Annotated in this window: 25 protein-coding genes; 9 read left to right on the forward strand and 16 right to left on the reverse strand. The window is 72.8% G+C overall.

The window, feature by feature from the left end; genetic code table 11:
- Nucleotides 1-299 precede the first annotated feature (299 nt).
- On the forward strand, nt 300-2000 hold the full coding sequence (locus OG500_RS20740; protein ID WP_329582392.1) for an LCP family protein: 1701 nt from the start codon (nt 300-302) through the stop codon (nt 1998-2000).
- A gap of 16 nt (nt 2001-2016) precedes the next feature.
- Here the strand turns inward: OG500_RS20740 and OG500_RS20745 are convergent, their stop codons facing one another.
- From OG500_RS20745 to OG500_RS20785, 9 genes are all read right to left on the reverse strand, one after another.
- Complete coding sequence (locus OG500_RS20745) at nt 2017-2829, reverse strand: HAD family hydrolase (RefSeq protein ID WP_329582395.1); 813 nt, start codon at nt 2827-2829, stop codon at nt 2017-2019.
- On the reverse strand, nt 2826-4100 hold the full coding sequence (serS, locus tag OG500_RS20750; protein WP_329582398.1) for a serine--tRNA ligase: 1275 nt from the start codon (nt 4098-4100) through the stop codon (nt 2826-2828). The genes OG500_RS20745 and serS overlap by 4 nt, the downstream gene beginning before the upstream one ends.
- Before the next feature lie 520 nt (nt 4101-4620).
- Nucleotides 4621-5556: a prephenate dehydratase gene (pheA, locus tag OG500_RS20755; RefSeq protein WP_329582401.1), complete on the reverse strand. Its 936-nt coding sequence runs from the start codon at nt 5554-5556 to the stop codon at nt 4621-4623.
- A gap of 105 nt (nt 5557-5661) precedes the next feature.
- A complete protein-coding gene (gene efeB / locus OG500_RS20760) occupies nt 5662-6912 on the reverse strand; it encodes an iron uptake transporter deferrochelatase/peroxidase subunit (RefSeq protein ID WP_329582404.1) in 1251 nt (416 codons plus the stop codon).
- Between the two features lie 9 nt (nt 6913-6921).
- The gene (locus OG500_RS20765; RefSeq protein ID WP_329582407.1) at nt 6922-8913 is read right to left on the reverse strand and encodes a copper resistance CopC/CopD family protein; all 1992 of its coding nucleotides are present in this window, start codon (nt 8911-8913) and stop codon (nt 6922-6924) included.
- 7 nt (nt 8914-8920) lie between these two features.
- On the reverse strand, nt 8921-9412 hold the full coding sequence (locus OG500_RS20770; RefSeq protein ID WP_327068171.1) for a copper chaperone PCu(A)C: 492 nt from the start codon (nt 9410-9412) through the stop codon (nt 8921-8923).
- Complete coding sequence (locus tag OG500_RS20775; RefSeq protein ID WP_327068172.1) at nt 9412-10083, reverse strand: SCO family protein; 672 nt, start codon at nt 10081-10083, stop codon at nt 9412-9414. The genes OG500_RS20770 and OG500_RS20775 overlap by 1 nt, the downstream gene beginning before the upstream one ends.
- An 87-nt stretch (nt 10084-10170) precedes the next feature.
- The gene (locus OG500_RS20780) at nt 10171-10902 is read right to left on the reverse strand and encodes a YcnI family copper-binding membrane protein (RefSeq protein WP_327068173.1); all 732 of its coding nucleotides are present in this window, start codon (nt 10900-10902) and stop codon (nt 10171-10173) included.
- A gap of 130 nt (nt 10903-11032) precedes the next feature.
- On the reverse strand, nt 11033-11836 hold the full coding sequence (locus OG500_RS20785) for a hypothetical protein (protein WP_329582413.1): 804 nt from the start codon (nt 11834-11836) through the stop codon (nt 11033-11035).
- A gap of 257 nt (nt 11837-12093) precedes the next feature.
- Here OG500_RS20785 and OG500_RS20790 point away from each other — a divergent pair, with 257 nt between their 5' ends.
- Entirely contained in the window at nt 12094-12738 is a 645-nt protein-coding gene (locus OG500_RS20790) for an ATP-binding protein (protein WP_327068176.1), read from the forward strand.
- 82 nt (nt 12739-12820) lie between these two features.
- Nucleotides 12821-13078, forward strand: coding sequence for a hypothetical protein (locus OG500_RS20795; RefSeq protein ID WP_327068177.1), 258 nt, complete (start codon nt 12821-12823; stop codon nt 13076-13078).
- Nucleotides 13079-13084: 6 nt separating this feature from the next.
- Here the strand turns inward: OG500_RS20795 and OG500_RS20800 are convergent, their stop codons facing one another.
- Nucleotides 13085-14275 (reverse strand): acyl-CoA dehydrogenase family protein, encoded by a 1191-nt coding sequence (locus OG500_RS20800; protein WP_327068178.1) that lies wholly within the window; start codon nt 14273-14275, stop codon nt 13085-13087.
- 123 nt (nt 14276-14398) lie between these two features.
- Between OG500_RS20800 and OG500_RS20805 the strand changes: the two genes are divergently transcribed.
- Nucleotides 14399-15082, forward strand: coding sequence for a TetR family transcriptional regulator C-terminal domain-containing protein (locus OG500_RS20805; RefSeq protein ID WP_327068179.1), 684 nt, complete (start codon nt 14399-14401; stop codon nt 15080-15082).
- A 123-nt stretch (nt 15083-15205) separates the two neighbouring features.
- Nucleotides 15206-15832: a TIGR03086 family metal-binding protein gene (locus OG500_RS20810; RefSeq protein WP_327068180.1), complete on the forward strand. Its 627-nt coding sequence runs from the start codon at nt 15206-15208 to the stop codon at nt 15830-15832.
- 76 nt (nt 15833-15908) lie between these two features.
- On the opposite strand, the gene OG500_RS20815 is transcribed toward OG500_RS20810, so the two are convergent.
- On the reverse strand, nt 15909-16130 hold the full coding sequence (locus OG500_RS20815) for a DUF5302 domain-containing protein (RefSeq protein ID WP_327068181.1): 222 nt from the start codon (nt 16128-16130) through the stop codon (nt 15909-15911).
- A gap of 333 nt (nt 16131-16463) precedes the next feature.
- On the opposite strand from OG500_RS20815, the gene OG500_RS20820 reads away from it, so the two are divergent.
- On the forward strand, nt 16464-17285 hold the full coding sequence (locus OG500_RS20820) for an integrase (RefSeq protein WP_327068182.1): 822 nt from the start codon (nt 16464-16466) through the stop codon (nt 17283-17285).
- A 31-nt stretch (nt 17286-17316) separates the two neighbouring features.
- Here OG500_RS20820 and OG500_RS20825 read toward each other — a convergent pair whose 3' ends face one another.
- The 3 genes from OG500_RS20825 to OG500_RS20835 form a co-directional block, all read right to left on the reverse strand.
- Nucleotides 17317-18009 carry an SDR family NAD(P)-dependent oxidoreductase gene (locus OG500_RS20825; protein ID WP_329582420.1) on the reverse strand — a complete coding sequence of 231 codons (693 nt, stop codon included), beginning with the start codon at nt 18007-18009 and terminating at the stop codon, nt 17317-17319.
- A 104-nt stretch (nt 18010-18113) separates the two neighbouring features.
- A complete protein-coding gene (locus OG500_RS20830) occupies nt 18114-18995 on the reverse strand; it encodes an LLM class F420-dependent oxidoreductase (protein ID WP_327068184.1) in 882 nt (293 codons plus the stop codon).
- Nucleotides 18996-19041: 46 nt separating this feature from the next.
- Nucleotides 19042-19524: a hypothetical protein gene (locus tag OG500_RS20835; protein WP_329582428.1), complete on the reverse strand. Its 483-nt coding sequence runs from the start codon at nt 19522-19524 to the stop codon at nt 19042-19044.
- Nucleotides 19525-19746: 222 nt separating this feature from the next.
- Here OG500_RS20835 and OG500_RS20840 point away from each other — a divergent pair, with 222 nt between their 5' ends.
- On the forward strand, nt 19747-19959 hold the full coding sequence (locus OG500_RS20840) for a hypothetical protein (RefSeq protein ID WP_329582431.1): 213 nt from the start codon (nt 19747-19749) through the stop codon (nt 19957-19959).
- A gap of 95 nt (nt 19960-20054) precedes the next feature.
- Here OG500_RS20840 and OG500_RS20845 read toward each other — a convergent pair whose 3' ends face one another.
- Together OG500_RS20845 and OG500_RS20850 are read right to left on the reverse strand one after the other, a co-directional pair.
- Nucleotides 20055-21011: a pirin family protein gene (locus OG500_RS20845; RefSeq protein WP_329582434.1), complete on the reverse strand. Its 957-nt coding sequence runs from the start codon at nt 21009-21011 to the stop codon at nt 20055-20057.
- A 136-nt stretch (nt 21012-21147) separates the two neighbouring features.
- Nucleotides 21148-21684 (reverse strand): SseB family protein, encoded by a 537-nt coding sequence (locus OG500_RS20850; protein ID WP_442789190.1) that lies wholly within the window; start codon nt 21682-21684, stop codon nt 21148-21150.
- A 259-nt stretch (nt 21685-21943) separates the two neighbouring features.
- On the opposite strand from OG500_RS20850, the gene OG500_RS20855 reads away from it, so the two are divergent.
- Nucleotides 21944-23773: an acyl-CoA dehydrogenase gene (locus OG500_RS20855; protein ID WP_327068189.1), complete on the forward strand. Its 1830-nt coding sequence runs from the start codon at nt 21944-21946 to the stop codon at nt 23771-23773.
- A gap of 292 nt (nt 23774-24065) precedes the next feature.
- Complete coding sequence (locus OG500_RS20860) at nt 24066-25373, forward strand: M18 family aminopeptidase (protein WP_327068190.1); 1308 nt, start codon at nt 24066-24068, stop codon at nt 25371-25373.
- The last annotated feature ends 16 nt before the right edge of the window (nt 25374-25389 follow it).

Below are 25389 nucleotides of genomic sequence, written 5' to 3' on the forward strand. Positions count from 1 at the left end.
TGCTTGCCCGGTCATCCTACAACCTCTTTGCCCGGTCATCCTACAACTGACCCCTCGTGGGGTCGTCGCGGACCCTTCGGCGGCTTGCGCAATCCTGCAAGTAAAAGTCCAGGTCAAGACTCCCCCGTGACTTCGTGATGATGGCTTTATATGCTCCGCTGAATAGCTCAATGTGTCGGTGCGGGATGAGAGCGGGGCCACAGGGCATCGCGGCACGTCCCCGAGGGCGCTCGGCGTTGCTCCTGTAGAGGTCTGGACCTCTACAGGAGCTCCGTCAGTGGCCGGTGGAGGGTGTACGAATGTCAGGCCAGAGGTCGGGTGCGTCGAACCACGACGCGCCGCAACCGCATCCCACCGGTGCCACCGATGCCGCCGAGCAGCCACGCCCCGGCGGCCGGGCCGAGGCCCGCCGGGCGCAGGGACGGGCCCAGAACCGGGCCGCGGGCCGGGGCCGCCGCAAGCCGGGCCGGCCCACCGGCAAGAAGAAGATCATCGCCTGGAGTGCCGCCTCCGCGGTGATCCTGCTCGCGGCCGGCACCGGCGCGGTCTACCTGAAGCTGAACGGCAACATCAAGAGCTTCGACAAGGCCGGCATCGCCACCGACCGCCCGCCGGAGGCCACCGCCGACGCCAACGGCAACAAGCCGGTCAACGTCCTGCTGATCGGCTCCGACTCGCGCGGCAGCGGCAACAACACCCTGGGCGGTGGCGGCGACGACGGTGCCCGCTCGGACACCACGATCCTGTTGCACGTCTACGCCGACCACAAGCACGCCGTGGGCATCTCGATACCCCGCGACTCGCTGGTGACGATCCCCTCCTGCCTGGTCAACGGCAAGTGGACCAAGCCGCAGCCCGACACCATGTTCAACGCGGCCTTCTCGATGGGGAACACCGACACCGGCAACCCCGCCTGCACGCAGAACACCGTCGAGAAGCTGACCGGGATGCGGGTGGACCACACCCTGGTGGTCGACTTCAACGGCTTCGCCTCGATGACCAGCGCGGTCGGCGGCGTCCAGGTCTGCGTGCCGAACGCGGTCTACGAGGGCGACCTCAATCCCAACCTGGGCCGCAAGGGCAAGCAGATCTTCACCAAGGGCGTGCAGAGCGTGGCCGGGCAGCAGGCGCTGGACTACGTCCGGGTGCGGCACGGCATCGGCGACGGCTCGGACATCGGCCGGATGCAGCGTCAGCAGGCCTTCCTCTCCGCGCTGATCAAGAAGGTCAAGGGTGAGGGGATGAGCCCCACCACCCTGCTGCCGCTGGCCGACGCCGCCACCAAGTCGCTGACCGTCGACCCCGACCTGGGCTCGGCGGAGAAGCTGCTCGGTTTCGGTCTGTCGATGAAGAACATCGACCTGAAGGACATCAAGTTCATCACCGTGCCCTGGCGCTTCGAGGGCCCCCGGGTGGCCTGGGTGCAGCCGGACGCCGACCACCTGTGGGCCGCCCTGAAGGCCGACCGCACCCTCGACGGCCAGGACGCCAGCGGCCAGCACCCCGACGCCCCGGTCTCCGCCGGCCCGAGCGTGAACCCCTCGTCCGCCGCCCCGAGCAGCCCGGCGGCACCGAGCGCCCCGGCGGCCGGGGACGTGAACGGCGCGGGGGCCAGGGTGATGGTCTACAACGGCACCACCACCCCGGGCCTGACCACCTCGGCCTCGGCCAAGCTCAAGGACGCCAGGTTCACCGTGGCCGGCGCCGCCAACGCGGCCACCCAGGACCACGACACCACGGTGATCGAGTACGGTCCGAACCAGGCCAAGGCCGCCCAGGCGCTCGCGCAGCTCTTCCCGGGGGCGACCCTGGAGAAGAGCAGCACCGCGGCGCTGAACCTGATCCTGGGCAAGGACTACGCGGCGGCGGCGAACGGCGGCGCCGCCGCCGGTGCTCCGGCCTCCCCCGGCAGCGCGGCCCCGGCCCCACTGCCGTCCAGCATCAGCGACAACGCCCGCTCGGCCGACGACGACCCGTGCTCCAACCTCAGCTACAACTGACCGGGGTGACGGCTGGTCAGCTGGGGTAGAGCCGCTCCAGCACCAGCGCGACGCCGTCCGCCGCGTTGCTCGCGGTGACCTCGTCGGCCACCGCCAGCAGCTCCGGGTGGGCGCCGGCCATCGCCACCGAGTGCGCGGCCCACTGGAACATCGGCAGGTCGTTGGGCATGTCGCCGAAGGCGATGGTGTCCTTCGCCCGCAGGCCCAGGCGCCGGGCGGCGACCGCCAGCCCGGTGGCCTTGGACAGGCCCAGCGGCAGCAGCTCCACGATGCCCGGTCCGGCCATCGTCACGCCGACCAGGTCGCCGACCACCCGCCGGGCGGCGTCGGCCAGTTGGTCGTCCGTCAGCCCGGGGTGCTGGATGTAGAGCTTGCTGATCGGCTGGCCGAACAGCTCCGCCTTGGTGCCGACCCGCTGCAGCGGCAGATCGCCGCCGATCTCCAGCCGGTAGGAGTGCAGCGCCAGGACCCGGCCGTCCAGGCCGTCCTGGGTGGCGGCGGCGGCCAGCGGGCCCAGCTCCGCCTCCAGCTTGGCCAGCGCCAGCTGGGCCACCCTGCGGTCCAGCGTCATCGAGGTGAGCAGCTTGTGCGCGCCCGCGTCGTAGACCTGGGCGCCCTGCGCGCAGACCGCTATCCCGGAGTACCCGATCTCGTCCAGCACCGGCCGGGCCCAGGGGGCCGAGCGGCCGGTGACGATGACGTGGGTGGCCCCGGCCGCCGTGGCGGTGGCCAGGGCGGCCCGGGTCCGGGCGGAGACGGTCTCCTCGGGGGTGAGCAGGGTGCCGTCCAGATCGGTGGCGACCAGCCGGTACGGCAACCCGTCGGTCACTTGACCGGGTCCAGCGTGGTCCGGCCGCCCAGGTAGGGGCGCAGCGCCTCGGGCAGCACCACGGAGCCGTCGGCCTGCTGGTGGTTCTCCAGCAGCGCCACGATCACGCGGGGCACGGCGACCAGGGTGCCGTTGAGGGTGGCCAGCGGACGGACCTTGCCCTCCTCGCGCATCCGGATCGACAGCCGGCGGGACTGGTACTCGGTGGTGTTCGAGGTGGAGGTGACCTCGCGGTACTTGCCCTGGGTCGGGATCCAGGCCTCGATGTCGAACTTGCGGGCGGCCGAGGCGCCGAGGTCGCCGGAGGCCACGTCGATCACCCGGTAGGGCAGTTCGAGCGCGTTGAGGAAGTCCTTCTCCCACTGGAGCAGGCGCCGGTGCTCGGCCTCCGCCTCCTCCGGGGTGGTGTAGACGTACATCTCCACCTTTTCGAACTGGTGCACCCGGATGATGCCGCGGGTGTCCTTGCCGTACGTCCCGGCCTCGCGGCGGAAGCAGGAGGAGAAGCCGGCGTAGCGCAGCGGCAGCTGCTCGGCGTCCAGGATCTCGTCCATGTGGTACGCCGCGAGCGCGACCTCGCTGGTGCCGACCAGGTACCGGTCGTCCTGCGGCAGGTGGTAGACGTTCTCGGCGGCCTGGCCGAGGAAGCCGGTGCCGTCCATCGCGGCCGGGCGCACCAGGGTCGGGGTGATCATCGGGATGAAGCCGGCCGCACCGGCCTGCGCCATCGCCATGTTGACCAGGGCCAGCTCCAGCAGGGCGCCGGGGCCGGTCAGGTAGTAGGACCGCGCGCCCGCCACCTTGGCACCGCGCTCGGTGTCGATCGCGCCCAGGATCTGCCCGAGCTCGACGTGGTCCTTGGGCTCGAAGCCCTCCGCGGCGAAGTCGCGCGGGGTGCCGATCTCCTCGAGGGTGACGAAGTCCTCCTCGCCGCCGACCGGGGCGGCCGGGTCGATCAGGTTGGCCAGCGAGCGCAGCAGCCGCTCGGCCTCCTCCTTGGCCCCCGACTGCTCGGCGTCGGCGGCCTTGACCTCCTCGGCCAGGGCCTTGGTGCGCTGGAGCAGGGCGGTCTTCTCCTCGCCCTGGGCCTTGGCGACCTGCTTGCCCAGACCCTTCTGCTCATTGCGCAGCTCGTCGAAGCGACTGCCCGAGGATCGGCGCCGCTCGTCGGCCGCGAGCAGGGCGTCGACCAGGTCGACGTCCTCGCCACGGGCGCGCTGCGAGGCGCGCACTCGGTCAGGGTCCTCACGAAGCAGGCGAAGGTCAATCACGGGGCCAAGCCTACCGGGATCGGGGTCCCCTGTGGATAACTCGCCGATCCGTGTGGATAACTCGCCCCGGAAGGCCGTCGCCCGCCATTTGTCCACAGGGACGGGCGCTGTCCTGTGGATGGCGGAGAGCGGCGTAACCAACGGGCCTCGAATCGCGTTTTCCATGTTTCAAACCTCGATCTGCCCGCACGGCCGAGGGAATTCACTCACTCGGAGTGGTGAATTCTGAGGAGAAGGGTGACTCTGGTCTGAAGAGTCCTCTTTATCCCGTTTACCGATGATCAGATCGGACCTGGGAGTGGCTAAGCCGGTTTGTCGACTCATCCCCAGGCCTGTGGATAACCGGTGGATAACTGCCTCGGGGAAGCGGCCTGTGGATGACCGGAGGACCGGCTCCGGGCCTGTGGATGACGTGCGGGAACGGCCTTGGGCCCGGATGTACGCCGGGTTTCGGGCGGCCGTCCCCCGGCTGTCCGGCCGGGAACCGGCCGGTGAAGCGGTCCGGGAACCGGCCGTTGGATCAGCCCTCGCCGCGCCCGTCCAGGCAGCGCGCCAGCCAGTCGGCGGCCCGGTCGAAATCCTCGTCCGAGGTGCCCGGCTGGCGCGGCGTGGCCGTGCGCTGATCGGCCCGCGGGTAGGAGCCCAGGAAGCGGATCTGCGGGCAGATCCGCCGCAGGCCCATCAGTGCCTCGGAGACCCGGCGCTCGGTCAGGTGACCCTCGCAGTCGATCGAGAAGCAGTAGTTCCCGAGCCCGTGCCCGGTCGGCCGCGATTCGATCCGCATCAGGTTGACCCCGCGGACCGCGAATTCCTGCAGGAGTTCCAGCAGGGCACCCGGGTGGTTGTCACCGAGCCAGGCCACGATGGACGTCTTGTCCGCCCCGGTCGGCGAGGAGACCCGCCCGGGCCGGCCGATCAGCACGAAGCGGGTGATCGCGTTCTGCGCGTCGTGGATGTCGGTGACCAGCGGCTCCAGCCCGTAGAGCGCGGCGGCGAACTCGCCCGCGAAGGCGCCGTCGGCCTGCCCGTCCTGCACCAGCCGCGCCCCGTCCGCATTCGAGGCGGCGGCCTCCCAGCGGGCGTGCGGCAGGTGCTCGCCCAGCCAGCGGCGCACCTGCGGCTGGGCGACGGGGTGGCTGGTGACGGTCTTGATGTCGGCCAGCGCGGTGCCGGGGCGTACCAGCAGCGCGAAGCTGATCGGCAGCAGCACCTCGCGGTAGATCATCAGCGGTGCGCCGCCCGCCAGTTCGTCGGCGGTCGCGGTGACCGCGCCCTCCACAGAGTTCTCGATGGCCACGAAGGCCCCGGCGGCCTCGCCGGCGCGCACCGCGTCCAGTGCCGCCTGCACCGAGGGCAGCGGCACCAGTTCCCGGGTCGCCGCCTCCGGCAGCGTGTGCAGGGCGGCCTCGGTAAAGGTGCCGGCGGGCCCGAGGTAGGTGTAGCGGGTAGCCGACATGCCGCGCCTCCATGAGCTTCGGTACCGATACCAGACGTGCCACCTTAGCCACTTCGGACCGCCCGCGGTGCCGCCGTCCCACGAGCTGGGCCCGCCCGCGGCCGGCTACCCCTCCAGCAGCGCCTGCCCCAGGTACCCCGCGTCGCCCTGGACACCGGGCGGCACCGCGTACAGCCCGCTGGCCTCGTGGCGCAGGAAGCGGGTCAGGCCGTCGCCGCGTGCCAGCTTCTGCTGCACGGGGACGAAGCCGCGCGCCGGGTCCGCCTGGAACGCGAGGAAGAGCAGGCCCGCGTCCGGCGAGCCGTCCGGCAGCACCCCGTCCGCGTAGGAGAAGCCGCGCCGCAGCATCGCGGCCCCGCCGTTGGCGGCCGGCGCCGCCACCCGGATGTGCGCGTCGGCGGGGATCGCCAGGGTGCCGTCCGGGTTCTGCTTCGTCAGGTCGACGGGCGTGGTCTCGGTGCCGCCGGACAGCGGGGCGCCGTCCGACTTGCGCCGTCCGACGAACCGCTCCTGACGGTCCGTCGACAGGTTCTCCCAGTCGTCCAGCAGCATCCGGATCCGCCGCAGCACCAGGTAGCTGCCGCCGGCCATCCAGTCCGGCCCGGTGGCGAAGACCTTGGCGGCGAAGTCGGCGTCGGTCGGCTTGGGGTTGTTGGTCCCGTCGACCTGGCCCATCAGGTTGCGCCCGGTCATCGGCCTGGCAGTGGCGCCGGGGGTGCGGGCGAAGCCGGCCATCTGCCAGCGGACGGCGGCGGTGCCGGCCGCCTGCTGCTGGAGCACCCGCAGCGCGTGGAAGGCCACCAGCGCGTCGTCCGCGCCGATCTGCACCCACAGGTCGCCGTCGCTGCGCGAGCGGTCGATGGCGTCCTGCGGGAAGTCCGGCAGCGGGTTCAGCTGCGGCGGCCGGCGATCGGCCAGGCCCACCTTGTCGAACAGGGTGGCGCCGAAGCCCACCGTGACGGTCAGCGAGCTGGGCCCGGCGTCCAGCGCGATCTGGTTCTCGTGGCTGGGGGCGGGCTCGCCGACCGCCAGCCGGGCCGCGGTCTGCGACCAGAGCTTGAGCAGCGCCTGCAGCCCGGCCCGCCCGGCGTTCGGCGCCAGGTCGAAGGCGGCCAACTGCACGCGGGCCTGCGCCGGTTGGACGATCCCGGCCTGGTGCGGCCCCTGGAAGCCGACCTTGGCGGCCCCGAGCGCGGGCGCGCGGTCGCCTCCGTCGGCGCTCGCCCCCTGGGCGAGCATCCCGCCGGCCGCGCCGACGGCGAGGGAGGCCCCGGCGCCCGCGAACAGCGTCCGGCGCGAGAAGCCGCCCGCGCTCTGCCGAGCGGTCGGCGCACCACCTGTCTCCTGCGTGGACATACCCGTACCTCAGCCGATCGTCAGTTGCTTGGTCTCGGTGTCCTGGTCGATGTCCGAGGAACGGACGACGACCGCGGCCACCCACTCGCCCGCCAGCGGCAGTTGGGCGGTGCCGGTCCAGCGCCCGGTGCCGGCCTTGGTCAGCGGTACCGCCAGCGGGCCCAGATCGCGGTCCGGCAGGGTGAAGGAGACCTGGGTCTCGGGCACGTCCACCGGCTGCCCCGAGCCGTCGGTGACCAGCAGCGTCAGCCGGCTGCTGCCGGTGGCGGCCGGGTCGACGGTGAGCACGGCGGTGCCCTTGGCGCCCTTCTCGGTGCCACCGGTGTCGTAGGGCAGCTTGAGTTCCACGCTCTTCGCGGCCGTCTTCGGCGCCGGGGCGGCGGTGCCGCTGGCGGCGGCGACCTCGGCCGCCACCCGCCCGGGCGGCGAGTTGGTCAGCACCGTGGTCACCACCAGCACGCCGATCGCCACCGCCGCCTCGATCAGCACCGAGCGCCGCAGCCCCGCCTGCACCGGGGTGCCGTTCTGTGCCTTGCGCACCCCGGCCGCGGCCACCGCCGCCCGCTGGCGGGCCAGCTGCTCGCGCCGCACCGGGTCCGCCGCCGTGCCATCGGTCGCCGTCCCCGTCCCCGTCCCCGCCGCATCCGCGTCCGCGGCCTCGGCCGACCGGCCGCCGACCACAACGTCGACCTGCTCGACTTCCTGCGCCGGGGCCGTCCGCAGCCGCGCCGTCCACCGCCGCGAGAAGAAGGCGGTGCCCAGCATCACCAGCACCAGCCCGACCTTGATCAGCACCAGCTGCCCGTACTCGGTGTCCACCAGTGCGTCCCAGCTGCCCACGCCCCGCCAGGCCTGGTAGACGCCGGTGACCACCAGGCAGGCCACCGAGACCAGCGCGACCTTGGAGAACCGCTCGGCCACCGCCGCCCCGCCGCCGTGCCGCAGCGCGGCCACCAGGGTGACCAGTCCGCCCAGCCAGCAGGCCATCGCGAGCAGGTGCAGCAGGTCGAACGGCAGCGCCACCCAGACCTGGATCCCGACCGCCGCGTGGTCCGCCGCGGCCCAGGTGGCCGCGAGCGCCAGCGCCAGCACCAGCCCGCCCGCGCCCAGCGCCAGCCGCGCCTCGCGCAGCGGGCGCTCCGCGGCCCGCCGCTCCAGCCGGCGCAGCTCGTCCTCCTCGGCGTCCCCGGTGGAAGCGGCCTCGCCCGGCTCCGCGTCCTCCTCCTGGCCCAGCCGCCCGACCAGCAGCGACAGGAAGACCCCGCCCGCCGCCAGCAGCAGCAGCCGCGCGGCCAGCGCGGTGCCGAGCCGTTCGTCCAGCGTGCCGCGCACCAGCGACAGGTCGAAGACCTGGCCCAGCCCGCTCCCGCGCTCGTAGGGCCCGCGCAGCAGCAGCACCGCCACGGTGGCGGCCAGCAGCGCGACCCAGCCGCCCATCAGCAGCCGCTGCACCGAGCGGTTCGCCGCCCCGCGCGGCCAGCACAGCAGTACGAAGGCCGCCGCCCCGACCAGCAGCGCGAACGCCCCGTACGCCACCGCCCGCCCGGTGCCGTAGAGCGCCGAGACCACCTCGTCGGCCTTGGCGCCGTTCGCCTGCGAGAGCGAGACCGAGGTGGTCGAGGGCGCGCCGACGGAGAACGTGAACGCCCCGCCGACCGGGTGCGTGTCCGCCGAGATGGCCCGCCAGGCCACTGTGTAGGTGCCGTTGCCCAGGCCCGGGCGCAGCCCGACGGTGGCGGTGTCGTCCTTGCCGCCGGCGTGCGCGGCGTTGCCGGTGTCCACCGGCTTGCCGGCCGGGTCGAGCACCCGGACCGCGTCGCCGTCGAGCGTCACCGCCTCGCTGAACGTCAGGGTCACGGAGGTGGGCGCGCTCGCCACCACCGAGTTCTGTGCCGGATCGGTCTGCAGCAGCGCCGCGTGCGCCGAGGCGGGTGCGGCGGTGCCCAGCAGCAGGAGCAGCAGGGTGCCCGCGGTGGTGAGCCAGGCCCAGGCTTTGCGCATCTCTTCGTCAGCTCCCGGGGCGGTAGGTGAGGGGTTTCACCGGCACCTGGACGGCGATGGTGCCGCTGTGTGCGAAGGTCAGGTCCAGCTCCAGCTGGTCGCCGACGGCGGGTGGCTTCTGCCACCCCATGATCATCAGGTGGGCACCGCCGCGGGTCAGCTGCAACGCGCCGTTCGCCGGCACCGGCAGGCTGTCCACCTCCTGCATGGTGGTCTCGGTGGACCGGTGCATGCTCACCGAGCCGGCGCCGGGGCTGCTCACCCGCACCAGGGTGTCCGCCGTGCCGCCGGTGTTGCGCACCGTCAGGTACCCGGCGGCCATGCTGTCGCTGCCGGGGCTGCCGGCGGGCAGCGGGATGTACGAGTCCGCGATGCTGAGCCTGGCGCTCGACGCCTGGCTGCTGCCGCCGCCGCAGACCACGACTATCGCGCCCGCGGTCAGCACGGCGGCGACCGCGGCCCCGGTCAGCGCGGTCTGCCGGAAGGTCCTGGCGCCCATCAGGCGGCCACCCCCTTGGCCAGCAGCGGCAGGTCGTGGGCGAAGACGTCCTGCGAGGTGTTGCTCAGGTAGACCAGGTGCGCCTTGTTGTCGGAGGGCTGGAAGGCCAGCACCTGGGCGCCGTGCGAGGAGGTCACCGTGCCGTCCTTGTTGACCACCGGGTCCTCCACCAGGATGCCCAGGCTCAGTGCCGCCGCCTTGACCTTCTGCAGGTCGCCGGTCAGCCCGATGAAGTTCTTGTCGAAGGAGTCCAGCCAGGTCCGCAGCACCTTCGGGGTGTCGACCTGCGGGTCGGTCGAGACGAAGACCACGTTGATCTTCGCCTGCTCGTCCGCGGGCAGCTTCTGCATCGCCACGGCGATGTCGCCCATCGTGGTGGGGCAGACGTCCGGGCAGCTGGTGTAGCCGAAGAAGAGCAGCGTGGTCTTCCCGGCGGTGCGCTGGCGCAGGTCGAAGGGCTGGCCGCTGGTGTCGGGCAGCACCAGGTCGGGCATGTCGAAGTGCTTGGCCAGCACGGTGCCCTGGTAGGGCGAGTTCTGGGACTGCTGGGAGACGACGGCAGCGCCGGTGGTCGACTTGGTGCCCGAGCCGCAGGCGGTCAGCGCGAGGGCTGCGGTCAGGGCGAGGGCGGCGGCACCGGCGACGCGGCGGCCGGGGGAGAGCAGCTTCATGGTGGGGGTCCGTTCGTTCGGGCTCGTGGCGGTGGGTCGCCCGCCGGGGCCGGCCGTCCAGCGGAGGGCCGGCCCCGGCGACCGGCCTCAGGAGGCGGGGGTGCCGCTCTTGCGGCGCAGGCCGGCCACGCCGAGGGCGGTACCGATCACGCCGACCACGAGGCCGGCGATGCCCAGCGCGCGGGCGGTGGAGTCGTCGGACGTGGCCGCGGCGGTGGTCGACTTGCCGTCCTGCGAGGCGCCGGCGGCGGCCGAGGGAGCGGTGCCGGTGGTGGTGGCGGCCGTCAGGCGCAGGGTCGGCGCGGGGTGCTGCGGCTCGGCCTGGCCGGGCTTGGCCTCGTCGATCCAGCGCACCACGGTGCCGTCGTCGTAGGTCTGCAGCGCCTTGAAGACGATCTGGTCGGCGTCCTTCGGCAGCGGGCCGAGCGAGATCTTGAACTCCTGGAACTGGCCGGGGCCGATCTTGCCGGTGGCGTCGGCGGTCCAGGTGACCTTGCTGACCGCGTCGGTGACCTGGCCGTCGTCGGTGGTGACCGGGGTGGCCAGGTGGGTCTTGTCGACGGTCGCCGTCCAGCCGGGCACCGGCTGGGTGGAGAGCGAGACCACCGGGTGGTCGGTCGGCACGGTGACCTCCAGCTTGACCGTGCTCGCCTTGTCGCTCTCGTCCGGCACCCGGAACGCGACGGCGGTGTAGCCGCCCTGCGTGGCGGTGTTCGGGTTCACGGTGACGTGCGCGAAGGCGGGGACGGCGGAGGCCAGCACGGCACCGGCGGCGAGGACGGCGGCGGCGGTGGAACGGCGGGCGGTGAGCGAACGCATCGGTGGCGGTCTCCATCGGGAGCAGGACACACGGGTGCCCTGGACAGGTGGGGTGACGAGCTGCGGGGTACGCGGCGCCGACACCCGGCCCCGTCGGCCGACGCCGGGAAGGCGTGGCGATGACGGCGGGTCAGCGCGCGAAGGCCGCCACCGGCGGGCCACGGCGCACCACGCTGTGCCGCAGCACGGCCGCCACCGGCAGCCGGTGCTCCTCGCGGTCGGAGCGCGGTATCCGCACCCCGGCCCCGGTCACGCCGAGCAGGCCGCGCAGCACGGCGGCGACCAGCGCGAGCGCGCGCCCCAGCGGGGCGCTCCACTGCTGCAGTTCGCGGGCGGCGCTGCCGGCCAGCCGGATCAGCCGCCACAGCGCGGCCTCGCCGCGGCGCAGCCACCAGCCGGCCAGCACGGCGGCGGCCAGGTGACCGAGCAGCATCGCCGGGGTCAGCCCGAACAGCCACCAGGGACCGGCGGCCACCGCGTGGTAGCTGCGCGGGTCCAGGCCCGCGCTGTTGACCAGTTGGGCCGGGCTCACCCCGGGGGGCAGCACCCGGGCCATCCCGGGCATGTCGTTGCAGACCAGTCGCCCTGCCACTTGATCCAGGGTCATCCCGGGCATCGCGTGCGGACCAGCGCAGTGGAAGAGCAGGTGCAGCGCGAGCTGGCCGCCCCCCAGTGCCGCGGCGATCCCCGGCAGCGAGCGCTCCCGGCCGCCGAGCAGTGCCGCCAGCGCGGCCACCACGGCGAAGCCGAGCAGCAGCGAGGGCAGCGCGACATCGCCGCCGCCGCTCAGGTTGTGGCCGAAGGCGGCCACCACCGTGCACACCACCGCGAACGGCACCGCGCGCAGCAGCCGCAGGTCCCACCCCGCGCGCAGCGCACCGGGGCGCGCCGGTTCGGCGGCGCCCGGCTGCGGGGCGGGGTGGTGGTCAGTCATGGCCGGGCCATCATCTCATCGGGCCCCGGCCCGATCGGGGCGGGGTGCGAAAGTGCCGGAGCGTCAGCGGGAGTGGCCCCGGACCGGCCGTAACTCCAACGGCCCCGGCGTGTGGTGGCAGATGCGCGCCGTTCGGCACAACGCGCCGCGCTCGTCCATCCGCCGAATGGGCGGACCGCCCGCAGCGCGACGGTTCACGGCCCGATCCCTCGGAAATACCTAGTTGTATGTGGAGCCCCAGCCAGGAGGGACCGGTCGTGGACATCTGGTGGACTCTGCATCTCAAGCGCGAGCTGGCCAGCGTGCCGCTGGCCAGGCGCTTCCTGCTCGGCACCATGGAGAGCGCCGGGGTCGACCCGGGCATCGCCCACGACCTCGGCCTCGCGCTGACCGAGGCCTGCGCGAACGCGGTGGAGCACGCGGGCCCCGGCCACCCCAGGGCCGACGACGGCTTCCAGGTGACCGCCACGCTCGACGGCGACCTGCTGCGGATCGAGGTGATCGACTCCGGCCCGGGCCTGCCCGCCGCACCCCGGCTGGTCCCGGCCCGCCGCCCGCTGTCCGCCCCGCCGGAGCGCCCCCTGCCGGAGGCCGGGCACGCCCGCCCGCGCCGCCGCCGCGGCCGGGCCACCCTGCCGGGCCCCGCCGCCCTCGGCCCGGCCCGCCGCTCCCGTCCCACCCCCTACGACACCCACGTACTGCCGCCGGGCCGCCCGCACACCGCCCCGCCCCGGCTGCCCGACCTGGACGTGCTGCCGGACCTGCTGGGCGAGAGCGGCCGGGGCCTGTTCCTGATCCGCGCCCTGACCGACCACGTCCACCTGCGCAACCACCCCCAGCGCGGCGCGATCGTCAGCTTCGACAAGCTGCTCAACCGCCAGGCCCTGCGGGTGGCCTCCTGAAGCGCAGGGCCCGGCCGTCCGCCGGCCCGCTCGCCTGGCGCCCGCACCGGGCCGGGGGCACTGTGGAGATATGTTGCATCGGATGCACGCCGAGTACGGCGACCAGGGCCGATCCGGCCCGGTGAAGCAGTGGCACATGGTCCAGGACCAGCAGCTGGTCGGGCTGTGCGGACGTGAGCTGGCCGAGGGGGCGGCCACCTTGGAACCGACCGAGTGGGGGCGGACCAAGGAGCCCTGCTGCCGGTCCTGCGGGGTGGTCTGGTTCCAGTCGGTGCCCTTCCTGGCGGACGAGCACGACCGGTCGACCTACCTCCCGGACAGCCACGCCGCGGAGGGCTGAGCCGGCTCAGCGGTAGGCCGACTCGCCGGTGATCGCCTCGCCCAGCACCAGGGTGTGGATCTCGCTGGTCCCCTCGTAGGTCAGCACCGACTCCAGGTTGTTGGCGTGCCGCAGCACCGGGTAGTCCGTGGTGATCCCGTTGGCCCCCAGCACGGTCCGGGCGCTGCGCGCGATCGCCAGCGCGGAGCGCACGTTGTTGAGCTTGCCGAAGCTCACCTGAGCCGCCTTCGCGCGACCGGCCTCCTTCAGCCGCCCGATCCGCCAGGCGACCAGGTAGGCCTTCTCCAGCTCCACGGCCATCTCCACCAGCTTCTCCTGGGTGAGCTGGAAGCCGGCGATCGGACGGCCGAACTGGATGCGGCTCTTGGCGTACGACAGCGCGGCCTCGTAGCAGTCCCGGGCGGCGCCGACCGTGCCCCAGAGGATCCCGTAGCGGGCCTCGTTGAGGCAGGACAGCGGCCCGCGCAGCCCGACCACGCCGGGCAGCACCGCGTCGCCCGGCAGCAGCAGCTCCTCGAAGCTCAGCCCGCTGGTCACCGAGGCCCGCAGCGAGAGCTTGCCGGGCACGTCGGTGGCGGTGAACCCGGGGGTGTCGGTGGGCACCACGAAGCCGCGCACCCCCTCCTCGGTCTGCGCCCAGACGACGGCGACGTCCGCCACGCTGCCGTTGGTGATCCACATCTTGCTGCCGGAGAGCACCCAGTCCGCGCCCTTGCGCCGGGCCGTGGTGCGCATGCCGGCCGGGTCGGAGCCGAAGTCCGGTTCGGTCAGCGCGAAGCAGCCGATCGCCCGTCCCGCCGCCAGCTCCGGCAGCCAGCGCTGCTTCTGCTCCTCGGAGCCGAAGGCGTGGATCGCCCGCATCGCCAGCGAGCCCTGGACCGAGACGAAGCTGCGCAGCCCCGAGTCGGCGGCCTCCACCTCCATGCAGGCCACGCCGTACGCCACCGCCCCGGCCCCGGCGCAGCCGTAGCCCTCCAGGTGCATCCCGAGCAGGCCCAGCTCGCCCAGTGCGGGGGCCAGTTCGCGGGCCGGGAAGGTGCCGCGCTCGAACCACTCGGCGATGTGCGGGCGGATCCGGTCGTCGGTGAAGCGGCGGACGGTGTCGCGGATCAGCCGCTCCTCGTCGGTGAGCAGCTCGCCCACGGCGAGCAGGTCGAGCGGGTCGGCGGCGCCCGGACGGGCAGCGGTGGCGGACATGCGGCGCTCCTGGAGGGTTTCGCGGGTGGTGGCGAGGTTGCGCGGTGCCGGACCATCCGTATCAGGCTTTACGCTGGCCGGAAAGCAGTCGCCGGGCGGTCCCTGGGAAGACGGTGGTGTGCAGTGACGGAATCCACGAACCACGCGCCGGGCCCGGCCCTGGACACCGCGGTCGACTCCACCGACGGCCGGGTCCAGAAGGGCAACGAGACGCGCCGCCTGGTGCTGGCCAGGGCGGTCTCGATCGCCTCGGTCGAGGGGCTCGGCGGGCTCTCGCTCGGGCGCCTGGCGAGCGAGCTGTCGCTGAGCAAGAGCGGGGTGTTCGCGCTCTTCGGCTCCAAGGAGGAGCTGCAGCTGGCCACCGTGCGCGCCGCCCAGCGGATCTACCGGGACACCGTGATCGAGCCGGTGCGCCGGCTGCCGTCCGGGGTGGGGCAGGTGTGGGAGCTGGCGCTGCGCTGGCTGGAGTACTCGCGCGGGCGGGTCTTCGCGGGCGGGTGCTTCTTCTACGCGGTGGGCGCCGAGTTCGACGCCCAGCCGGGGCGGGTGCGCGACGTGCTGGCCGAGGGCAGCCTGCGCTGGCACCGCATCGTGCTGGACCTGCTCGAATCGGCCCGTGCGGCGGGGGAGTTGCACGCGGACGCCGATCTGGAGCAGCTCGCCTTCGAGATGATCAGCTTCCTGGAGTACGCCAACGCGATGTCCCTGCTGCACGAGGACGAGGCGCCGTACGCGCGGGCCCGGCGCGCGGTGCTGCTGCTGCTCCGCTCCGAGTCGGTCGACGGCTCGCTGCTGCCGGCGGCCTGACCGCCCGCGCGGGGCACGGCAGGTCGGTCCGCACCCTAAAACTGACCGAACGATCGTGCTAATGTCCGCCGGGAGAGGTCACGCGTTCTTCCCACCGGCCACTAGCTGACGGAGGCACCACCAATGACGACCCTGACGACCCGGCCGGTACTCGCGCCGCTGCACGCCGAAGCGCTCGCCCTGATCGCGCCGCTGGTGGCCGGGATCCGGGTCGACCGGCTCGATCTGCCCACCCCGTGCGCAGGCTGGCCGCTGCGCCGGCTGCTGGCGCACCTGATCGGCCAGCAGTACGGCTTCGCGGCCGCGGCCCGGGGTGACGGCGCGGACCTGGCGGTCTGGGCGGACCGGCCGGTGGCGGCCGGCCCGGGCGCTGCGCTGTCGGTGCTGGCGGGCTTCGCCGACTCGGCGACCGAACTGGTCGGGGCCTTCGCGGCCGCCGAGGCGCGCGGCGCGCTGTTCGCGCTGCCCCAGGTCCTGCCCGGTCACGGCTTCCCGGCCGCCCAGGCGATCGGGTTCCACCTGCTCGACACCCTGGTGCACGGCTGGGACCTGGCGGCCACCCTCGGGGTGCCGTTCGACTGCCCGCCGGAGCTGGCCGAGCTGACCCTGCGGATCGCCGAGCAGGTCCCGTCCGACGCCGGGTCCCGCGGCCCCGGGCACGCCTTCGCGCCCGTGCGGCCGGGCGGGGCGGGTGCGCCCTTCGACGGCGCACTGCTGCTGCTCGGCCGCGATCCGCACTGGCGGCCGTAGCGATCTCCGGCGATCCCCGGGGCACGACGCGGGGCCGGCACCCGCCCCGGGTGCCGGCCCCGCGAACCCCGGGGGGTCAGCCGCTCTTGCGGCGGAAGGTGCGCTTGCCGCCGGCGGCGCTGTGCGCGCCGTGGACCTTGGACTCGTTGCCGGGGCCGCCGGCGGCCCCGTCCGTCTTCACACCGTGCTTGCGCTGCAGTGCGGCGAGGAACTTCGCCTTCACATCGTCCTGGTCGGCCGCGGCGGTGGGCTCGGGGTTCTCCTCGCTTGCCACGGATGCTGCGTCGCTGCTGCTCATACGGACCTCCTGGACGGGTTGGTGCATGGTCGTGCCGCCTGCCACTGTGTCACGCCCGGCGGCCGACGCGCCGTCAGTTCCGGCGTCCGTCGGGCGCGCGGTCGCGCCAGTTCGGGCCGCCGATGAAGAAGAGCAGCGCCATGGTCGGAAACACGAACGAAGCCACGGTCAGCACGATCGCCTGCCACCACATGCCAGTCTCCGCCTCTGTCGTACCGATATGCCCGATATGTGACGCTAGGTGAAAAGTGGGGCCCCTGCCACCGCACCTCGTTCGGGCGAACCCGTGCCGAGGACTGTCCGCCGGGTGCCCCGGCGCCGCACACTGGCGGCATGCAGGTACGACTGGCCGGTGAGCCGGGGCAACCGGGCCACCAGAACGAGGACTTCGCCGCGGGCACCCCCGAGGCCCTGGTGCTGCTCGACGGGTCGGGCTCGCCCGCGGGCATGGAGTCGGGCTGCCGGCACGGCACCGCCTGGTACGTCCGCCGGCTGGGCGTGCACCTGCTCGCCCGGCTGACCGACCGGCCGGACCGCAGCATCGCCGAGTGCCTGGCCGACGCCCTCGCGGAGACCGCCGCGCTGCACGGCGCCCGCTGCGACCTGGCGCATCCCGGCACCCCGGCCGCCTCCGTGGTCGCGGCCCGGCTGCACGGCGCCTCGCTGGAGTACCTGGTGCTCGGCGACGCGCTGCTGCTGCTGGAGCCGCGCGACGGGCCGGTGCGGGTGGTCGGCGACAACCAGCCGTACCCGGCCGGGCAGGAACTGCGCCGGGCGCTGCACGCGGCCGAGCCGGGCAGCGACGAGCGCGCCGCGCTGCGGCTGCGGTACGCGCTGGCGGTGCGCGCGGTGCGCAACACCGGGAACGGGCCGTGGATCGCCGCCGCCAGCCCGAAGGCCGCCGCCCGGGCCGAGACGGGCTTCGTCAAGCTGACCGCCCTGCGCTCGCTGGGCGCCGTCACGGGCGGGGCGGCCCGGTACGCCGTGCCGTTCGCGCTCGGCGACTGGCCCGCGGCGCTGCGGCTGCTGGCCGAGGCCGGTCCGGCCGCGCTGATCGCCCGGGTGCGCGAGGCCGAGGCACTGGACCCGCGCTGCGAGCGCTGGCCGCGCGACCCGGCCCGCGAGGACGCCACCGCGCTCTACGCGCTGATCTGACCGCTCTCGACCAGCCGCACCGCCGGGCCGGTCACCACGGGATCTTCCGCCGGTCGCGGAAGAAGCCGCCGGTCGGGCCGCCGCCGGGCAGGGTGGCGGCCCAGACCACGCCGGCCGCCCCCTCGGCGACCGGGCGGCCGCCGCCCCCGCCCATGTCGGTGTCGACCCAGCCCGGGCAGACCGCGTTCACCAGGATCCGGTCGTGGCGCAGGTCGCGCGCGAGCATCAGGGTCAGCCCGTTCAGCGCCAGCTTGGTGATCGAGTAGGCCGGGGTGCCCGCGCCCAGGTCGTCGATCGCACCGGCGCCACTGGAGACGTTGACGATCCGCGCCTGCCGGGAGGCGCGCAGCAGCGGGAGCAGCGCCTGGACCAACTGCCAGGGCCCGTACACGTTCGTCTCGGCGGCCTCGCGCACCTGGTGCAGGTCGGCGGTCGAGACCCGCTGCCAGGTGTCGTAGCCGATCGCCGCGTTGTTGACCAGCACGTCCAGCCGGCCGTACCGGTCGGCGAGGTGCTCGGCCAGCGCGGTGGCGTCCGTGACGCTGGTGACGTCCAGCCGGTGGGCCTCGACCCCGGCGCCCAGCTTGCGCGCGGCGGCCTCGCCCTTGGCGGCGTCCCGGGCGGTCAGCACCACCCGGTGGCCCAGCGCGGCCAGTTGGCGGCAGGTCTCCAGGCCGATGCCGCGGTTTCCGCCGGTGACCACGGCCACGGGTGCGTCGCTCATGCTCCCAGAGTGGATCACCACCGGGCGGCTGTCCAGCGTCAATTGAGGCTACGTCAGTTGCATCGGGGCCCTGGTCGATCTGCGTCCTAGTGCCTGACGCGGCACTAGCCGATCTGCGCCAGCCGGGGCAGCAGGTGCTCGGCGATCTCCTCGGCGAACTCCACCGGGTTGCGGCCCGCCTCCGGCACCACCTGCAGCTCGGTGACGCCCAGCTTCGCCAGTTGCTCCGCCTCGCCGAGGAAGGCGTCCAGCTCGCCCAGCACCGGACGGCGGCTGCACATCACGGTCTTCTCGATCGCCTCGTAGTCGCGGCCCGCGTCCGCGCAGTGCGCCCGCAGCACGTCCAGCTTGTGGGCGACCTCCGCGACGCCGGTGCCGAACAGGTTGCACGCGTCGCCGTACCGGGCGACCAGCCGCAGCGTCTTCTTCTCGCCGCTGCCGCCGATGACGATCGGCGGGCGCGGGCTGCGCAGCGGGCGCGGCACGCAGAGCGTCTCGGCCAGCTGGTAGTGCCGGCCCTGGTACGGGCCGTCGTCGTCGCTCCACATCTGCAGGCAGATCTGCAGCGTCTCCTCCAGCCGCTCGAAGCGCTCGCTCATCGGCACCACCGGCACCCCGAGGGCCCGCTGCTCCCGCTCGTACCAGGAGGCCCCGAGGCCCAGCTGCGCCCGGCCGCCGGAGAGCACGTCCAGGGTGGTGACGATCTTCGCCAGCAGGCCCGGGTAGCGGTACATCACGCCGGTGACCATCAGGTTGAGCTGCATCCGCTCGGTGACCGCGGCGACGTAGCCGAGGGTGGTGTAGCCCTCCAGCATCGGCTCGGTGGCCACCGAGTGCGGCGTCTCCATCTGGAAGTAGTGGTCCATCACGGTGAACCGGGCGACCCCCGCCTGCTCGGCGATCCGGGCGGTGCGCGCGAGGGTCGGGGCGATCAGCGCCGGGTCCTCGGGGGTGGTGTACTTCCAGTAGTGCAGGCCGAGCTTCATGTCGGTGCCCCCAATAGGGTCGGGTGAATGGTCAGCGGGCTCGACGCTATCGTGCCTGACGGAAGGTCAGATGCCATGACCCGCACAGTTCGTGGCGCACCATGTCGTCGGCGATCGGTCCGTTGGCCGGCGTCCGGAACCACCACCAGGCGCGGCCGGCCAGCTCCAGCTGCGCGACCTGCGCCATCCGCCGGCCGTCGTCGACCACGGTGAACGAGCGGTAGCGGTCGTCGGCCTGCTGGACGGCGAGCTGCTCCAGTCGTGCGCGCAGCTGCGGGGGGAGCTTGACGAGCGCCGTGGCCAGGTGGTCCCGCAGGAAGAGGGCACCGGCCAGGTCGTAGGCGTTCCACGCGTCGCGGTCGAAGGGCGGCAGCGCACGGTCGGCGTCGATCCGCGCGACCTGCTCGCCCCAGGCGGCGGCCAGCTCGACGGCATCCAACTCGGCACCGACCCCGAACGGCACCCGGTGCGCGGCGAGCTGCGCCAACTCGTCCTCGGTGAACTGGGATCGTAGCTGCGCTTGGGCCATCGACGGGTCGCCTCCCGAGTTGAATCGGACGCTCAGCTAGGAGGACGAGCAGCGATTCCGTTTAGTTCGCGCCTTGAGCCCGACTTGAGCCTTGGCTGCTCCAAAGGTCTTCGGGCGGACCCGCGTCGCCGGGCAGGGTCATGGCGGAGAGCAGTGTCGGCGCACTTGACCGCATCGATCTGCTGTCAGTGTTCTGGACCGGACTGAAGGAGCGAGAGTTTGATGAAGAAGGCAGCGCGGACGCCGGCTGCGCAGGCGCAGCCGGCGGTTCCCGGCGAGAAGCTCATGTGGGCGTCGATGGTCGGCTGCCTGGCAGCCGCACTCGCCGCCCCGCTGTTCGGGGACGACCCGACGGGCGTGGTGATTCCCGTGCTGATGGCGACATCCATCGGCGGACGCCTCGCCTGGTTCCGGAGGCAGCGGGGGCAGGCGTAGGCCTGGGATCTGCGGCAGGCCGTCGGTCCCAGGCTCATCCGGGTAAGGACGGTACCCCCGAGCTCGGTGCCGCCGCGGGCGGCGGCTCGGTGCGGTCAGCCCGCGCCGGCCGGGATGGTGCCCAGGCGGCCGGCCTGGAAGTCCTCCATGGCCTGCTGCAGTTCGCGGTGGCTGTTCATCACGAACGGGCCGTAGTGGGCGACCGGTTCGCGGATCGGCTGGCCGCCGAGCAGCACCACCTCGAAGTTGGCGCTCCGGGAGTCCTGGGTCTCGTCCGCCCGGATGGTGAGGGAGTCGCCCTCGCCGAAGACGACGGCCTGGCCCAGGTGGAACGGGCGCCGCTCCTCGCCGGCCGAGCCGCTGCCCGCGAGGCCGTAGGCCAGGCCGTTGAAGTCGGGGCGCCAGGGCAGGGTGACCTCGGCGCCGGGGTTCACGGACACGTGGATCATCGTGATCGGGGTGTGGGTGGCACCGGGGCCCTGGTGGCCCGCGATGTCGCCGGCGATGAGCCGCACCAGCGCGCCGCCGTCGGGCGAGGCGAGCAGCTTCACGCTGCTGCCGCGGATGTCCTGGTACTTGGGCGCGATCATCTTGTCCGCGGCGGGCAGGTTCACCCACAGCTGCAGCCCGTGGAACAGGCCGCCGGACATCACCAGCGACTCCGGCGGGGCCTCGATGTGCAGCAGGCCGGAGCCGGCCGTCATCCACTGGGTGTCGCCGTCGGTGATGACGCCGCCACCGCCGTGCGAGTCCTGGTGCACGAAGGTCCCGTCGATCAGGTACGTGACGGTCTCGAAGCCGCGGTGCGGGTGCCAGGGGGTCCCCTTCGGCTCGCCGGCCGCGTAGTCCACCTCGCCCATCTGGTCCATCATGATGAACGGGTCCAGGTACTTCTGGTTGATCTTGGCGAAGGCCCGGCGGACCGGGAAGCCCTCGCCCTCGAAGCCGCTGAGCGCGGTCGACACGGCCAGCACGGGCCGCGGCCGGGCGCCTTCGGCGGGGGATGCGATGCGCGGCAGAACAAGCGGGTTCTCGACGGTCACGGCTGGCATGTCGGCCTCCTTCTGAGGTGCTCGGGCCTACCTCTGCGAGGTTAGTTCAATGCTCAACAAGAAGCAAGTTGAACGTTCAACCATGATGGGCGGGTCGGCCGGGACGAGTCCCGGCGGGAGCCGGGCGCGGGGTGGGTCAGCCGTACATCCGCCGCATGGTGAAGTCGACCATCTGCTCCACGGCCTTGGCGTCGAACACCATCCGGTGCTCGCCCTCCATGTCCAGGGCGAAGCCGTAGCCGGTCGGCAGCAGGTCCAGCACCTCGGCGCCGGAGACGGTGAAGTGCTTGGAGTCCTTGCCCGCGTACCGGCGCAGCTCCTTGAGCGAGCTGAACATCGGGATCACCGGCGTCGGCGTGTTGTGCAGGGCCAGGAAGCCGGGGCGGTCGCCGCGCGGGCAGTGCACCTTCGAGGTGATGAAGATCGCCTGGAAGTCCTCCACCGGCATCGAGCCGGTGGTGAAGGCGCGCACGGCGTCCGCGAGCGAGGGCGGCGAGGGCTCGGGGTAGAGCGACTGACCGGCGGCCTGCGGCTGCTCGCCGTACCCTCCGGCTCCGCCGGCCTGCGCGCCGTAGCCCTGCTGCCCGTAGCCGCCGCCCATGCCCTGCTGCCCCGCCTGCTGGTAGGGGTCGCCGGGGTAGCCGCCGTTCGCGCTCTGCTCGTAGCCGTACACACGGACAGGCTAGCGAACCGGGCCCGCCCCGCGGGGCGGTCGGATCGGACAACGTGCGGTGGGATGGTCCTGTCGGGAACTGACGGCGCGTGGGTCCGGTGGGGGAGTACCGCCCTGGACGTGACTACGTTCACGCCGGATTAACGGTGAAAGGCTTGAAGAAGTTACTAACCGGTAGCATCATGATGTCTACTGGCGGGTAGGTGCGTTCAGGAAACCTTAGCGGCGCACCCGGAAGCGACGAACCGGAGAAACGGCCATGGGTCACTACAAGTCCAACCTGCGGGACGTGGAGTTCAACCTCTTCGAGGTGCTCGGCCGCGACCAGGTGTACGGCACCGGTCCGTTCGCCGACATGGACGTCGACACCGCGAAGAGCATCCTCAGCGAGATCTCGCGCCTGGCCGAGAACGACCTCGCCGCCTCCTTCGCGGACACCGACCGCAACCCGCCGGTCTTCGACCCGGAGACCAACACCGCGCCGATCCCGGCCGCCTTCAAGAAGAGCTACGACGCCTACATGGACGCCGAGTGGTGGCGGCTGGGCATCCCGACCGAGATCGGCGGCCAGGTCACCCCGTCCTCGCTGATCTGGGCCTACGCCGAGCAGATCCTGGGCTCGAACCCGGCAATCTGGATGTACTCCTCCGGCCCGGCCTTCGCCGGCGTCGTCTTCGACGAGGGCACCGAGGAGCAGCAGAAGATCGCCAAGCTCATGACCGAGCGGCTCTGGGGCGCCACCATGGTGCTGACCGAGCCGGACGCGGGCTCCGACGTGGGCGCCGGCCGCACCAAGGCGATCAAGCAGGAGGACGGCTCCTGGCACATCGAGGGTGTGAAGCGCTTCATCACCTCGGGCGAGCACGACATGTCCGAGAACATCATCCACCTGGTGCTGGCCCGCCCCGAGGGCGGCAAGCCGGGCACCAAGGGCCTGGGCCTCTACATCGTCCCCAAGTTCGACTTCGACTGGGAGACCGGCGAGCTGGGCGAGCGCAACGGCGCCTACGCCACCAACGTCGAGCACAAGATGGGCCTCAAGGCCTCCAACACCTGCGAGATGACCTTCGGCGCCAAGCACCCGGCCAAGGGCTGGCTGGTCGGCGAGAAGATCGACGGCATCCGCCAGATGTTCAAGATCATCGAGTTCGCCCGGATGATGGTCGGCACGAAGGCCATCGCCACCCTCTCCACCGGCTACCTGAACGCGCTGGAGTACGCCAAGGAGCGCGTGCAGGGCGCCGACATCGCCAACTTCCTGGACAAGACCGCCCCGCGCGTGACCATCACGCACCACCCGGACGTGCGCCGCTCGCTGCTGACCCAGAAGGCCTACGCCGAGGGCATGCGCGCCCTGGTCCTCTACACCGCCTCGGTCCAGGACGACATGCTCGCCGCCCGCCTGCGCGGCGAGCAGGACGAGGCCGCCGAGCGCCTCAACGACCTGCTGCTGCCGATCGTCAAGGGCTACGGCTCGGAGAAGTCCTACGAGCAGCTCGCCCAGTCCCTGCAGACCTTCGGTGGCTCCGGCTACCTGCAGGAGTACCCGATCGAGCAGTACATCCGGGACGCCAAGATCGACACCCTCTACGAGGGCACCACCGCGATCCAAGGCCTGGACTTCTTCTTCCGCAAGATCGTCAAGGACGGCGGCCAGGCGCTCACCTCGGTCTCCGAGCAGATCCAGAAGTTCCTCGGCGCCGGTGAGGGCGGCGACGCCCTGGCCGCCGAGCGCGAGCTGCTCGCCAAGGCCGCCGGCGACCTGGAGGCCATCGTCGGCAAGGTCCTCAGCGACCTGTCCGCGGTCGAGCAGGACGTGAAGAACATGCACAAGGTGGGCCTGAACACCACCCGCCTGCTGCTGGTCTGTGGCGATGTGGTGGTCGGCTGGCTGCTGCTGCGCCAGGCCGTCGTGGCCCAGGCCAAGATCGAGGCCGGCGCCACCGGCAAGGACCTCGCCTTCTACCAGGGCAAGGTGGCCGGCGCCCGGTTCTTCGCCCGCAACATCCTGCCGACCATCAGCGCCCAGCGCCTGATCGCCGAGGGCATCGACCTGGACGTCATGGAGCTGGCCGAGGACGCGTTCTGATCCCGTTGACCGCCTGACACACCCTCAGCACTGTGGGGCCCGCGCTTGCGTGCGGGCCCCACAGTGCTGTCCCGGTGCCGGACGCCCTCCCGGTGTCCGGGGATCGTTCGGCCCCGAGCGGCCCGGTTCCCAGGTACCGGACAGTAGGTGAACAGGGCGGTGATGATGGCGCATCAGCCACTCCGGACCAATACCAACTCTTGACCGTCCTGACGGTGTACGGGCATATGCTCGGGTGGGAGGGCGCCTTCGCACCGCCGGCTCTCCGCACTTCCCTCGACCCAGGAGCAGCATGTCCACCGCCGACCGACCGGTGTTCTTCGACCGGACCCACACCGACGACCTGATCGCCTTTCTGGCCGCCGCACCGTCCCCGTACCACGCGGTGGCCGGCGCGGCCGAGCGGCTGGAGAAGGCGGGTTTCCGGCAGGTGGCGGAGACCGACGGGTGGGAGGGCACCGCCGGCGGGCGGTACGTCATCCGGGGTGGCGCGCTGATCGCCTGGTACGTGCCCAAGAGCGCAGGCCCGGCCACACCGTTCCGGGTGGTCGGCACCCACACCGACTCGCCCAACCTGCGGGTCAAGCCGCTGCCCGACACCGGCGCGGCCGGCTGGCGGCAGGTCGCGGTGGAGATCTACGGCGGCGTGCCGCTGAACACCTGGCTGGACCGGGACCTGGGTCTGTCCGGCCGGCTGGTGCTGCGGGACGGCTCGACCCGGCTGGTGCAGCTGGACGAGCCGCTGCTGCGCGTCCCGCAGCTGGCGATCCACCTGGACCGGCAGGTCAACGACGGGCTGAAGCTGGACAAGCAGCGGCATCTGACCCCCGTCTGGGGGCTGGGCAAGGTGGACGAGGGCGGCCTGATCGCCTACGTCGCCGAGCGCGCCCAGCTGGACGCGAGCGCGGTGGTGGGCTGGGACTTGATGACCCACGACGTCCAGCCGCCGTCGTACCTGGGCCGGGACCGCGAGCTGCTGGCCGCCCCGCGGCTGGACAACCTGCTCTCGGTGCACGCGGCGACCGCCGCGCTGGCCGCCGCCGTCAGCGCGGAGGGCGCCGACCAGCTGCCGTACATCCCGGTGCTGGCCGCCTTCGACCACGAGGAGACGGGCAGCGAGTCGGACACCGGCGCGCAGGGCCCGCTGCTCGGCAACGTGCTGGAGCGCAGCATCAACGCCCGCGGCGGCACCCTGGAGGACCGGGCCAGGGCGCTGGCCGGCACCGTCTGCCTCTCCTCCGACATGGGGCACGCCGTGCACCCCAACTACAGCGAGCGGCACGAGCCCGGCCACCAGCCGGTCCCCAACGGCGGGCCGATCCTCAAGGTCAACGTCAACAACCGGTACGCGACCGACGGCGTGGGCCGGGCGGTCTTCGCCGCCGCCTGCGAGCGGGCCGGCGTGCCGTGGCAGACCTTCGTCTCCAACAACGCGATGCCGTGCGGCACCACGATCGGCCCGATCACCGCGGCCCGGCTCGGGATCACCACGGTGGACTGCGGGATCGCCGCGCTCTCCATGCACTCGGCGCGCGAGCTGTGCGGCGCCGAGGACCCGTACCTGCTGGCCTCGGCGCTGAAGGCGTTCCTCGAAGGCTGACGCCCGGCGCGGACGC

Origin of the sequence: Kitasatospora sp. NBC_01250, from assembly GCF_036226465.1 — a bacterium.
Taxonomy (GTDB): domain Bacteria; phylum Actinomycetota; class Actinomycetes; order Streptomycetales; family Streptomycetaceae; genus Kitasatospora.